The organism is Agriterribacter sp. (assembly GCF_035444585.1).
Lineage (GTDB): Bacteria > Bacteroidota > Bacteroidia > Chitinophagales > Chitinophagaceae > Agriterribacter.
In genome coordinates this window covers 1-12,083 of the sequence record NZ_DAOMOZ010000155.1, presented here as the reverse complement: position 1 = coordinate 12,083, position 12,083 = coordinate 1, and the positions used below count along the sequence as shown (strand labels likewise).

General features: G+C 44.0%; 11 protein-coding genes and 1 other RNA gene. 9 read left to right on the top strand and 3 right to left on the bottom strand.

Annotated features, from left to right (window positions below; genetic code table 11):
• Positions 1 to 203: 203 nt before the first annotated feature.
• Positions 204 to 575, bottom strand: an RNA gene (gene rnpB, locus PLH26_RS15430) — RNase P RNA component class A.
• Positions 576 to 658: 83 nt separating this feature from the next.
• The gene (locus tag PLH26_RS15425; RefSeq protein WP_324586928.1) at positions 659 to 1,153 is read right to left on the bottom strand and encodes a DUF4251 domain-containing protein; all 495 of its coding nucleotides are present in this window, start codon (positions 1,151 to 1,153) and stop codon (positions 659 to 661) included.
• A gap of 219 nt (positions 1,154 to 1,372) precedes the next feature.
• On the opposite strand from PLH26_RS15425, the gene cmoA reads away from it, so the two are divergent.
• The 9 genes from cmoA (at position 1,373) to PLH26_RS15380 (ending at position 9,885) form a co-directional block, all read left to right on the top strand.
• On the top strand, positions 1,373 to 2,101 hold the full coding sequence (cmoA, locus tag PLH26_RS15420) for a carboxy-S-adenosyl-L-methionine synthase CmoA (RefSeq protein ID WP_324586927.1): 729 nt from the start codon (positions 1,373 to 1,375) through the stop codon (positions 2,099 to 2,101).
• A 65-nt stretch (positions 2,102 to 2,166) separates the two neighbouring features.
• Entirely contained in the window at positions 2,167 to 2,889 is a 723-nt protein-coding gene (locus PLH26_RS15415) for a methyltransferase family protein (protein ID WP_324586926.1), read from the top strand.
• Between the two features lie 37 nt (positions 2,890 to 2,926).
• Entirely contained in the window at positions 2,927 to 3,826 is a 900-nt protein-coding gene (locus PLH26_RS15410; protein WP_324586925.1) for an AEC family transporter, read from the top strand.
• 42 nt (positions 3,827 to 3,868) lie between these two features.
• Positions 3,869 to 4,822 (top strand): aldo/keto reductase, encoded by a 954-nt coding sequence (locus tag PLH26_RS15405; RefSeq protein ID WP_324586924.1) that lies wholly within the window; start codon positions 3,869 to 3,871, stop codon positions 4,820 to 4,822.
• A gap of 150 nt (positions 4,823 to 4,972) precedes the next feature.
• Positions 4,973 to 5,185 carry a hypothetical protein gene (locus PLH26_RS15400; protein ID WP_324586923.1) on the top strand — a complete coding sequence of 71 codons (213 nt, stop codon included), beginning with the start codon at positions 4,973 to 4,975 and terminating at the stop codon, positions 5,183 to 5,185.
• A gap of 272 nt (positions 5,186 to 5,457) precedes the next feature.
• Positions 5,458 to 5,874 (top strand): hypothetical protein, encoded by a 417-nt coding sequence (locus PLH26_RS15395; RefSeq protein WP_324586922.1) that lies wholly within the window; start codon positions 5,458 to 5,460, stop codon positions 5,872 to 5,874.
• Positions 5,875 to 5,950: 76 nt separating this feature from the next.
• On the top strand, positions 5,951 to 6,685 hold the full coding sequence (locus tag PLH26_RS15390) for a FixH family protein (protein ID WP_324586921.1): 735 nt from the start codon (positions 5,951 to 5,953) through the stop codon (positions 6,683 to 6,685).
• Between the two features lie 46 nt (positions 6,686 to 6,731).
• On the top strand, positions 6,732 to 8,750 hold the full coding sequence (locus PLH26_RS15385) for a TonB-dependent receptor plug domain-containing protein (protein ID WP_324586920.1): 2,019 nt from the start codon (positions 6,732 to 6,734) through the stop codon (positions 8,748 to 8,750).
• A 106-nt stretch (positions 8,751 to 8,856) separates the two neighbouring features.
• A complete protein-coding gene (locus tag PLH26_RS15380; RefSeq protein ID WP_324586919.1) occupies positions 8,857 to 9,885 on the top strand; it encodes a mechanosensitive ion channel family protein in 1,029 nt (342 codons plus the stop codon).
• A 61-nt stretch (positions 9,886 to 9,946) separates the two neighbouring features.
• Here the strand turns inward: PLH26_RS15380 and PLH26_RS15375 are convergent, their stop codons facing one another.
• On the bottom strand, positions 9,947 to 11,635 hold the full coding sequence (locus PLH26_RS15375; protein WP_324586918.1) for a sodium:solute symporter family transporter: 1,689 nt from the start codon (positions 11,633 to 11,635) through the stop codon (positions 9,947 to 9,949).
• Positions 11,636 to 12,083: the final 448 nt, after the last annotated feature.

The following is a 12,083-nucleotide window of genomic DNA, read 5'->3' as shown; positions in this document are numbered from 1 at the left end:
GTGTATTAGTGCCTTTGTGGCATACCTTCTATACCGCCCTTTTGAGACAGCCCCTTTTATGTATTAATGTCAGGGTTTTAATACAGCCTTAGCAGGTATTGCTTAATGAACAAATGCCAAAGCATTTTATACGGGACTTTATTTTAAACTTTTTATTGCCAAAAGAAAAAAGGATAGTCCGGTTAAGAACTACCCCCAAATTAAATTACTGCAAACCTGTAAGCCGGATTCTGTCGGGTGCTATCATTTATCTTGCCTGGCCATTGCTGAACAGGTCCATCTGCTTACCCTTCCCGATATTTCAATAAAGAAAATTTCGCCGGGCCGGCAAAAGATCGGGATATACATAGCATTTCAGTACACAAGGTTTACCCATTACACATGTTACCATCTATAATAGTGAGCTCTTACCTCACTTTTTCACCCTTATCACGCCTTGCAGCGCGACGGTTATTTTCTGTGGCACTGTCTGTTACCGCCGGAGCGGCACCCGGCTGTTAACCGGTGTGTTGCCCTGCACTGTCCGGACTTTCCTCGATTCCGCTATGCGGAGCCGCGATAGCACAGTTTGCAGCAAATACAAAGATAGTTCTAAACCAGGTAAGAAACGACGTGCTCAGGAATATGCATCATCATCCTGTTGCGCCTGACCATGATCTTAGCTTTTTTCAACCACATAACCATAAAAGGTAACAGACTGCCGGTCGTTACCGCTTACCTGCAGGGTGGCGTAACCGTTATCGGAAACATGCAAATTAAATTCTCTTACCGAACGTACATCTTTCGGCTTAATGGAAATATCCCAGCCTTTTTTCTTCTTCAGCTCTGCATCATACGTAAAATCGGTAGAGGTAAACCGGAGCGGCCCGTTGGCAGGATCCATCAGCGGTGTATAGATACGGCCCATATAAGGTAAAAAACTTACGATCTTACCTTCAGATACGCTTAAATCGTAATCACCATTCAGGTGACGGGTTGGTCCATTCATCGGTAAAAGCGTTTGGGCCTTAAAAACATAGTTTTGCGCTTTGATAGATGCTTCGATCTTGTTTTCTTTCGTTGATTTTTCAGATTGTGCCTGCAAAGCACTCCAGCCGAACACTGCAAGTATGCCCAGTAATGCAGCAGGTTTAAAAATATATGCGTTTTTCATTTTTAAATATTTTAGTGTTGTTCTTATTTAGATGCAGACCTGTAAAACGGGTTTAATGTATGCTGCTCAAAGAAAGTGTTAATTTATTTTCTGAGATTCTTTCTTTCCGGTAAATATAAAAGCTGTTAGATACTATATTTGCGTTCAGGGGATAACCAGGGATCCTGATTCCTGAAAACCGTTCCCGGATGGATTTTAATCAGCTTATCTTTTAATAATATGGCAGAAGACCGGTTTTTTAAGGATGAAATTAAAAAGGCAACCGATTTTAAATTTGGCGCCGGGGTTGCCAATGTGTTTGATGATATGGTAAACCGTTCGGTTCCTTATTATGGCGAAATGCAGCGCATGATAGCCGAACTTGCTTCAAACCATGCCAAAGAAGGTGGACAGGTATATGATCTGGGCTGTTCTACAGGCACTACCCTCATAGGCTTAAATACGATGGTAGGCAATAATGTTAAGTTTGTTGGTATAGATGACTCGGAGGAGATGCTGAAAAAATGCGGGGGTAAGCTCGAAGAAGCAGGTTTTACCAGGGAATATGAGCTGATCTGTGCAGATATCAGCAATAAGATTGAAATTGTAAATGCCGATGTGGTGGTGCTTTGCCTTACTTTGCAATTTGTTCGGCCAATGCACCGGGCACAATTGCTTCAACGGATCTATAAAGGGTTAAATCCTAACGGGGCATTGATACTCGTAGAAAAGATCCTGGCGGAAGACAGCCATTTTAACCGCGACTTTATCAGATATTATTACAATTATAAGAGACGGAATAACTATAGTGAACTGGAAATATCCCAAAAAAGAGAAGCGCTGGAAAATGTGCTGATTCCCTATAAACTTAGCGAAAATACAGGGATATTGCAGGACACGGGTTTTGCTCACTGCGAAGTGTTTTTTAAATGGTATAATTTTGCAGGCATCATCGCGGTGAAAAAATAAATGTCTGTATTTAAGTGCTGTTTCCGCTACGATGCACAATACCGGCTTTTCAATTTTAAAAATTTATGGTAACAATCGGGAACTTTTTTTTCAGGTACCGCAACTGGATCTTTATTCTTTTTTACGCAGCACTTTTTATTCCTTCGCCACCCCTGTTTTCTGAAGAAAGATTTGGCGGGCACCATTATATCTGGCCGATTGTAACAGGCCTGCTGGTCACTGTTTCGGGGCAATTGATCCGGGGAGCCACTATCGGGCTGGCCTATATCGTTCGCGGCGGCAGCCAGGGAAAGCCTTATGCAGAAGGATTGGTAACCGATGGCATCTTTAATCATTGCCGCAATCCTTTATATGTTGGAAATATTTTAATGCTGCTGGGGGTTGGCATATTGGCCAACTCTTTGTTTTATGTGGCAGTTATTATTCCTGTTTTTCTTTTTATTTACCAGTCCATTGTATTGGCCGAAGAACATTTTTTGCGTGGTAAATTCGGAACCGGCTTTGACGCTTATTGTAAAAAGGTGAACCGGTGGGTACCCGACCTCAGGAATATCGGTAAAACCTTTAACAGCATGTCTTTTAACTGGCGGAGATGGATATTAAAGGAATATAATACACAATTTGTATGGTTATCGGGCATTACGCTCATCATTTTGTTGAAATACCCGCACATTACAGCTTATGACAGCCAATACCGCAATGCGCTGATGGCTGTAATTCTTTCTTTGCTTCTGTTAACCTATCTCCTTATACGTTACCTCAAAAAATCGGGTAAGATGAAAGCATAATGCAGATCGGATTATCACACTGTTAACGGACTTATATATGGCGAACTTCTTATTAATAGGCATTTGTATTGTGGCCGGCTTGCTGGTTCGCAGGTTCACAGCTGTTCCTGCCGATGCCTATAAAGGAGTTAATGCTTTGATCATTAACCTGGCATTGCCGGCAGTTGCTTTTAAATACCTGCCCCATATACAATGGACGAAATCATTGATACTGCCTGCTGCGATGCCGGTAATAGTATGGTTGTGCGGGTGGGTATACGTAAAAGCATACGCTGCCAAAGCAAAGCTGGATAAGCGAACCGAAAACGGGTTGAAGCTGGTAACCGGTTTAGGCAATACCTCGTTTCTGGGGTTCCCGCTTGTTATTGCCTGGTTTGGCCATGATGCCCTTGGCATTGCCGTAATATGCGATCAGGTTACATTTACGCTGCTTGCCACGGCCGGTATTGTGGTAGCGATGAATGCTTCGGAAAAGCACTCCCTTTCCGCAGGAACGGTATTAAAGAAAATGTTTTCCTTCCCTCCTTTTGTGGGGTGTGTTGCGGCTTTGGTGCTGCCCCTGTTTATCAACTTGTCGCCACTTGATCCTTTGTTTGATATGCTGGCGGCAACCGTAGCCCCGTTAGCCTTATTTTCTATCGGGTTACAGTTAAAGTTTGATGGATGGCGCCGGGAGTTAAAGCACCTGTCGGCATCTTTTTTATATAAACTGGTGCTGGCGCCTTTGATTATTTTGGGCATAGTGCACTTTTTAAATATGAAAGGAACGATACCTGAAATCAGTATTTTTGAATCGGCAATGCCTTCCCATCTTACTGCAACGATTGTTGCAAGTGAATATAATCTCAACCCCAAACTCACCAGCCTGGTGGCTGGCATCGGTATTGTAATATCCTTTGTTACCACCGCAGTGTGGTACTTTATTATAAAAGGCTAACTTGCCACCGGAAATGTATTTTAACAGTTAAAACGTATACGTATGATGCAATTCAGGCAACTGGGTAATTCTGATTTAAAGATCGCGGCGCTTATTTTTGGGGGAAATGTTTTTGGCTGGACGGTTGATGAAAACAGATCCTTTGAATTATTAGATGCTTTTTCGGCAGGCGGTTTTAATTGCATTGATACGGCAGACAGCTACAGCCGCTGGGTGCCGGGCAATAAAGGCGGGGAAAGTGAAACGATCATCGGCAAATGGATGAAGCAAAAAGGCAACAGGCAAAAGATCATCATTTCTACAAAAGTAGGTTCCGATATGGGGCAGGGACATAAAGATGTGTCGAAAAAATATATTTTGAAAGCGGTGGAAGATTCGTTAAATCGCCTGCAAACAGATTATATTGACCTTTACCAAACGCACTGGGACAACGAAGCCACGCCGGTGGAAGAAACACTCGAAGCGTACGATACACTGGTAAAACAGGGCAAAGTAAGATGGACTGGCGCTTCTAACCTGTCTCCCGAACGGCTCACGGCATCGCTGGCTGCCGGTAAAAGACACAACTATCCCGTTTATCAAACATTGCAGCCCGAATATAATTTGTACGACCGGAAAAACTTTGAAGAGAACTATCAACCCATCTGCAGACAGCATAAGCTTAGTGTGATCAATTATTATTCACTGGCGTCGGGTTTTCTTTCAGGTAAATATCGCAGTGAAGCCGATCTGGGTAAAAGCAAAAGGGGAGGAGGCATAAAAAAGTACCTCAATGAAAGAGGGCTCCGGATCCTGTCGGCCTTGGATAAAGCAGCCGCTGCTCATAGCACCACACCGGCAGCAGTTGCCATAGCCTGGCTTATTGCACAACCAACCGTTGCAGCACCTATAGCCAGCGCTACCAGCATTGAGCAACTCAATGTGCTGATGGCTGCGTCAACGCTGCAGCTAAATGCAGAAGCCATAGCCGGACTGAATGAATCAAGCGCCTGGTAAAACCGGTTAATGAAATGGCAGGCTACCCAAAGCGGTATTTAGCGGGGAATCTTTTCTACGTTTTTGTTCTTTTGAAAGAGCGTATTCTTTTGGCAGGTAATTTGAAATTAAAGGTAAACGCTTATTTATTTCAGCTAAAACAACAATCATATGAAAACGTTGGGGATCATTTTAATTGCTGCCGGTATATTAATGCTCATTTTCCGCGGCTTTAGTTTTACCAGGGAAAAAAATATCATTGATGCCGGTCCCATCGAATTAAACAAGAAAGAAAAGAAAAATGTGAGTTGGCCAATGTACGCCGGCGGTATTGCAGTAGCTGCGGGTGTTGTAGTATTGCTTGCGGGCAGAAAAAAGATATGATCATCAGGAAAAGCCGTTGCAGGTTTGAATGACACCATAGAAGGGCCCCGTAAAACAGCGTAGCCTGGAAGGTAGCCGATAATATATTTTTTTGATCCATACACTATGGATAAAAGTGAGATGTTGTGTCTCACTTTTTATTTATTGCATTTTTCTTTTTTTCCATACGGTTATTGGCGCGTGTGTCATACATTTGATAAGGATTATATACGGGTATGACTTTAGTCACTTGTTAATTTTTAATTCGGAGTAATTTTGACCAAATTGAGAATATGATTTTAAAGCAATGCAGTGCTGTTCTTTTACTGTTGTCATTTATGGCGCAGGTATTAAGCAGCCCTTTTATTGTTTTTGATTATTATGTGAACACGGCAGGCTATGCAAAAAACTGCGTTAATAAAGCAAGAGTTGAGTTACATTGCAATGGGAAATGCCAGATGGCAAAAGAGCTGAAACAGCAGGAAGAAAGAGAGCAGCAAAGCCCCGTGGAGGGAAACAGTTATAAAACACCGGTATTTCTTTTTTCAAAATCATGGCTCACATTCGCTCCTGCCGCATTGCTGTCTGCGTCCTTAAATAACTTTCCCGATTTTCAGGATGTTCTTATAAAAGGTGTATCCCTGCCGGTTTTTCATCCTCCCTGCCATTCAGCTACATCAACCTTGGTAATTTCACGCAGTATAGCATAAGCTATGCAGACTATTCCATTACGTTTAAATGCATAAAATGAACAGAATATTTTTTTGCGCCATACTATGAGCAGTAGTGTTTTCAGCTTGCAAAAAAGAAGGAACCCAACCGGATCACATTAATAAAACCCGGCTTGCCGACATTACCAGTGATAATACTACCATCACCTTGTGGTCGGATGGCGGAGCAATACAAACCGGATACAATAAATTATACGTTTCGCTTAAAAACAGCCAGGGCAACGATATCAAAGATGCAACGGTTACCTACACGCCCATGATGGATATGATTTCAATGAAGCACAGCAGCCCGGCAGAGCAACCTGTATATAACAGTGAACTTCAATTGTATGAAGGTGCTGTTGTTTTTACCATGCCCACTTCAGAAATGGGAGCCTGGCAATTGGATGTAGCAGTAAATAGCACCACGGTTTCTTTTCCACTCACCATCAGCGCAGCGCCTCAAAACCAACTGGCTACTTTTGTAGGCACAGATGAAAACAAATATGTACTGGCGCTTGTGCCACCGCTTACATGGCAGGTGGGATTGAACGATCTGGATATTTTGATCAACAGGCAGACTTCTATGACCGCTTTTCCTGCCGATGACGGCTTTACTATTGAGTTTACGCCGGAAATGCCTTCCATGGGACATGGGTCTCCCAATAATGTTCACCCCGTTTCCACCGGTAGCGGGCATTATAAAGGAAAGGTGAATTATACGATGACAGGCGACTGGCGATTACATTTTAAGCTGAAAAAGAATGATGTGGTAATAGCCGAAGACGCTTACGTTGATATTTTGTTTTAGCAGACCACAGAAAAGCACGGCTACCGTGTATTTCAAAACAATGTTTATGATCATCAGAAATATTACCCTGCTCATTTTTATTTTACATGCGGCTTCCGTTGTTCCGGCGCAGGAGGATACTTCGTTTCATACATCCGTTACCTTGCAGGAGGTGGTGGTGCAGCATGATGCCAGGCTGCGCAACAGCAGGGAAAAAAAACATAGCGCCAACCTACAGACATCTACGGACCAGTTACTGGAAAGTGTTGCCGGTATAAATATGATAAGGCGGGGAAATTATGCATGGGAGCCCACGATCCGTGGATTGAACGCAGGGCAGATAAATGTTACCATATCGGGCATGGCTGTTTTCGGCGCCTGTACAGACAGGATGGATCCCGCCAGTTCTTATATAGAGCCTAATAATCTGCAAAGCATAACAGTGAATTATGGAGCCGGTAACCAGTCGTACGGGAGCAGCATTGGCGGTGGTTTTAATTTTAAGCTGAAGCAACCCCGTTTGAACAATGAAAAACACTTTACCGGATTGGCCGGTGTAGGGTACGAAACCAATGCACATACCATGCAAACACTTGCAGCGGCAGAATATAGCAGTAAGGTTTTTGCCATTAGGGGCAACGGTATCTTTCGCAGAGCAGGTAATTATGTTGCCGGTGGAGGAAAAGAGATCGCTTTTTCGCAATACGCGAAATGGAATGGCGGGCTTTCGGCAGTGTACCGGGTGGCGGAGCGTCATTTTATAAATGCAGATTATATACAGGACGAAGGATGGGACATTGGCTATCCTGCCCTGCTGATGGATGTGTCTTTTGCAAAGGCAAAAATAGCATCGGCATCGCACTTGTATCAGCCGCACAATAAGCGTTTGCGCAGGTGGGAAACAAAATGGTATTATAATGCGATAAACCATGCCATGGATGATACCAAACGACCTAAAGACCAGGTGCCCATACATATGGATATGCCGGGAACATCGCGTACCGCAGGTTTTTACACAGAGGCTCAATGGACCGTTGGCAGCAGGCATCAGGTTACTACGCGTTTAAATGGCTACAGGAACAGGTTACATGCTGAAATGACCATGTACCCTGATGGTGCTGCCTCCATGTTCATGCTTACCATTCCGGATGCACAGCGCGATGTAATCGGGCTGGATCTTTCCGATAAAATAGCGCTTGCTCCAAAAGCTGAACTTGTAGCCGGGATCAGAACGGATTACTCAGGATCGTCGCTCTATAGCGCTGCCGGTAAGCAATTGCTTTCAGGTGTGCATGCGGGTGACCTGAGCCGTAACCGTATTTTATACAATGTATACCTGAACGCACAATACAGAACCAATGATCATTGGCTGTTGTATACGAATGTGGCAGGAGCGATGCGCGACGCCACTTTGCAGGAAATGTACGGTTTCTATTTGTTTAACCGCACCGATGGATCTGACTATATCGGGAATCCGCGGCTCCATAAAGAAACTTCGTGGAATTTTGGTACGGGAGCGCGTTTTCATCAAAAGATATTCACCCTGGAAGGTCAGGCTTTCGCGTATGTATTCAGGCATTATATTGCGGGCATGCCGCTGGCAGGATATAGTGTAATGACGATGGGTGCCAACGGAGTGAAACAGTATAGAAATATTGCATCGGCTGTATTATACGGCACAGAAGCCACTTTGCAGGTGCAGCCCTTTTCGTTTTTGAACATAAAGAGCAGCAATACGTATACGCGCGGACAGGATGCGGATCATGACGCACTTCCCTTCATCGCTCCTTTTAAGTCGGTAAATACTGTTAATGTGGTTTGGAAGGGATACAGCCTCAGTACTACATCTGTACACGCCGCTGCGCAGCGTTATGTGAGCAGCGAAAAGTATGGTGAATTGCCCAGTAAAGCGTACACTATTGCCAACCTGTCTGCCGGGAGGTCTTTTCAACTGCAACCGGTAGCGCTGGATTGTCATGTGGGTGTTGTTAATCTTTTTGACAATGATTATTATGAGCACCTTGATGTTTTGAAGATTCCGCGACCGGGCAGGAACATTGTACTGCATCTTACGGTAAGGTTTTGAGCTATGGCTTATCCCGGGGCTAAACAGGTCTTTTGCACGTAAGAAATAGCAGTACATTTGGGTTGACATTCAATAACCCGTTCGCCGGAAAATAAAAACTATAAAAATGACTTTTGATGAAATGTTATATTTTTCCTTCTATGTGGCAGGCGGGTTAATTGCGGGCCTGCTGGTAAAAAAAGTGATCTCTCCCATTGTTAAAAGAGCCGTAGCCCACACCAGGTGGACGGCTGATGATCTGATCATCGAAAGTATCGGCAAATGGGTAATTCCCTGGTTTATTGCACTGGGTTTTTTCCTGGGGTGGAGACAGGTAGAGATGGATCTCAAATATCATCAATGGATCGAGAAAGGCCTGGCGGTCTTTTATATTTTTTCCATCACCTGGATAGTGGCAACAGTGCTTTCAGGGATGACGAAGGTAAAGGATCCGGACAGTGAAGCGGTTGTCAGGTCCTCATCCATTATTGGCAATATCATCAAAGTGATCGTGTATTGTATAGGCGTGCTTGTTATACTCCAGTCGCTTGGCATTTCCATTACGCCTATCCTTGCAGGCCTGGGTGTGGGTGGTTTGGCTGTAGCGCTTGCCCTGCAGGACACCCTGTCTAACCTGTTTGCCGGTATCCAGATCATATCCACCAAACAAATCAATCCGGGCGATTTTATTAAACTGGAATCGGGCCAGGAAGGATTTGTGGAAGATATCAGCTGGAGATACACTGCGCTTAAAACAGGAGCCAATAACATAATCATAGTACCCAATTCAAAGCTTGCCGGTGTAATCGTTTCTAATTATTTTTTACCGGATAAAGAAGTCGTATTTGATATCGCCGTTGGAGTTGACTATAACAGCGACCTGCAGAAAGTAGAAGAGGTAACGGTAAAAGTGCTCAAAGAAATGCAACAGGCTTCTCCCGACTGTGTTCAGCATTTTGAGCCTTTTATCCGCTTTCAGCAGTTTGGTGAAAGCAGCATTCAGCTCAAAGCTTTTCTCAAAGCAAAGACATTTGGCAGCCAGTTTCTTATTAAACATGAATTGATGAAACGGATCCAGAAAAGATATATGGAAGAAGGCATCAGCATTCCTTTCCCCGTACGGAATGTTTTTATCAACAAACCGGATGGAGAATAAGGTACCCCGGAAGTTTATAGTTTTCAAACTATTCTACCGGTTCCGCTTACCACTTACTACTTTACCAAAACAGCGTGTACAATGCTATAAGAATACCGGTAACCAGTATGGCGCCTGCAGCAAAGCCCGGGTTGGTTTTGAACATAGACTTATCTATCTCCAGCCCGTTGGTTTTGACTCCCTTCCTGTTTTCATATACGCTGATGATATACATGCCGATAACGGAGATAACGAACACAAAGAACATCCTGTCTATAAAGGGTATTTCATATAAAGCACTACCGTCTTTCTGCAGCGCCAATTTGGAAAAACCAAACGGGCTCAGCCATTCAAGATTGACCATTGAGGGTAATACTTTAAAGAGAATAGACAGGGCAAAACCTCCTATAGTAGCGAAAAGCGCCGCGTTGGATGTGGTTTTTTTCCAGAAAAAGCCTAAAATGAACATGGCGAATATCCCGGGGGAAACAAAGCCGGTATATTCCTGGATGTATTCAAATCCCCCTTTTTTATCAATGCCCATGAAAGGCGCGATAATTACAGCCAGCAACATGGATATGATCACCACAACCCGCCCGATGTTTACCAGCTTCCTTTCACCGGCTCCGGGGTTTACCTTCTTTTTATAAATATCAAGGGTAAAAATGGTGGAGATGCTATTGGCCTTGCCTGCCAGGGAAGCTACCACTGCTGCCGTAAGGGCGGCAAAGGCAAGGCCTTTCAATCCCGAAGGCAGCAGGTTCAGCAGAACCGGGTAGGCCTTGTCGGGCTGTAATTCGCCGTTTACCAGCATCTCCTGTTGAAAATACCCGTTTTCGTGCAGCACAAAAGCCGCGATGCCCGGCAACACTACTATTACCGGCATAAGCAATTTTAAGAAGGCGGCAAACAGAAGCCCGTTCCTGGCCGTTTTTAGATCAGCGCCCAGGGCGCGTTGAGTAATATATTGATTACAACCCCAGTAATTCAGGTTCACGATCCACATACCCCCAATGAGTACAGACAGTCCGGGCAAGCTGAGATAGCTGGGATTATCTTTCTTAAAGATCATGTGAAAGTGGTCATTGGCGTTTTCGGTAAGCAGTTTAAAGCCGGCGACCACCCCGCCATCAGAACCAAAATGAGTAGCCACCAGGTTAAGTGCCAGGTAGGTGGTAACCAGCCCGCCCAATATCAAGAAGAAAACCTGTACCACGTCGGTATAGCCAATCACCTTCATGCCGCCAAGCGTAATGATAATGGCAAAAACGGCCAGGAACAGCATACACAAAGTAAAATTGATGCCCGAAATGCTGCTGATGGCCAATGCGCCGAGGAACAATATGGAAGTAAGGTTAACCACCACGTACAATAACAACCAGAATACCGCCATGATCATCGCTACCGTGCTGTTGTACCTTTGATTAAGGAACTGCGGCATGGTATAGATCTTGTTCTTCAGGTATACCGGTATAAAAAATATGGCTACCACCAGCAGGGTAGCCGCAGCCATCCATTCGTAGGTGGAAATGGCAAGCCCCATGGTAAACCCGTTCCCGCTCATGCCGATAAACTGTTCTGCCGAAATATTAGACGCAATAAGAGAAGCGCCTATCGCCCACCAGGTAAGTGAGCCCTCCGCAAGAAAAAAGTCTTTGGTATCCGTGCTTTTCTTTTTCTTACGCTGGTATATCCAGTAGCCATAGATAGCAACGATGAGAAAGTAAACAATAAAAACAAGATAGTCTTTGGTGGCGAGGTAATTGTTCATGACAAATCAAATCGTTTAAGTGTTTGGGTATGAGCTGGTTTTATTGAGTGGATGCAGTACATTCTTTGAGCGCAATTCATATTTTGGGCGGATAAAGATTAGTGTTTTTGCTGATAAGAACAAATTCAATTCGGGTCATGCCGGTAAAATCTTCAGGGTGATGAATCCAAAGCCACAGGCATTTTGTAGTTTCCCCATAAATTACAGCCGTATCCTGTTTAATTTTTTGTTCAGGAGATTAAGTATTCCAAAACTTAGACCATAACTTCACGTCTGAATTTTTAAACAGCATTACAGATGATCAACGAACAGGTAAAAAAATGGGGGGAGGTAAATGGAAAAGATGTGTTGCAATACGGGCTTATTAACAAAGCAGGTACAATAGTGCGGATATTGAATTACGGCGGAACCATTACGGATATAATAACCCCGGGCAGGAATGGTGAAG

Bases quoted from the DNA above. Each gene is read 5' to 3' on its own strand.
- PLH26_RS15410 (WP_324586925.1), top strand. From the start codon at position 2,927: ATGGCGAACTTCTTATTAATAGGCATTTGTATTGTGGCCGGCTTGCTG.
- PLH26_RS15425 (WP_324586928.1), bottom strand. From the start codon at position 1,153: ATGAAAAACGCATATATTTTTAAACCTGCTGCATTACTGGGCATACTT.
- PLH26_RS15415 (WP_324586926.1), top strand. From the start codon at position 2,167: ATGGTAACAATCGGGAACTTTTTTTTCAGGTACCGCAACTGGATCTTT.
- PLH26_RS15400 (WP_324586923.1), top strand. From the start codon at position 4,973: ATGAAAACGTTGGGGATCATTTTAATTGCTGCCGGTATATTAATGCTC.
- cmoA (WP_324586927.1), top strand. From the start codon at position 1,373: ATGGCAGAAGACCGGTTTTTTAAGGATGAAATTAAAAAGGCAACCGAT.
- PLH26_RS15380 (WP_324586919.1), top strand. From the start codon at position 8,857: ATGACTTTTGATGAAATGTTATATTTTTCCTTCTATGTGGCAGGCGGG.
- PLH26_RS15385 (WP_324586920.1), top strand. From the start codon at position 6,732: ATGATCATCAGAAATATTACCCTGCTCATTTTTATTTTACATGCGGCT.
- PLH26_RS15395 (WP_324586922.1), top strand. From the start codon at position 5,458: ATGATTTTAAAGCAATGCAGTGCTGTTCTTTTACTGTTGTCATTTATG.
- PLH26_RS15405 (WP_324586924.1), top strand. From the start codon at position 3,869: ATGATGCAATTCAGGCAACTGGGTAATTCTGATTTAAAGATCGCGGCG.
- PLH26_RS15375 (WP_324586918.1), bottom strand. From the start codon at position 11,635: ATGAACAATTACCTCGCCACCAAAGACTATCTTGTTTTTATTGTTTAC.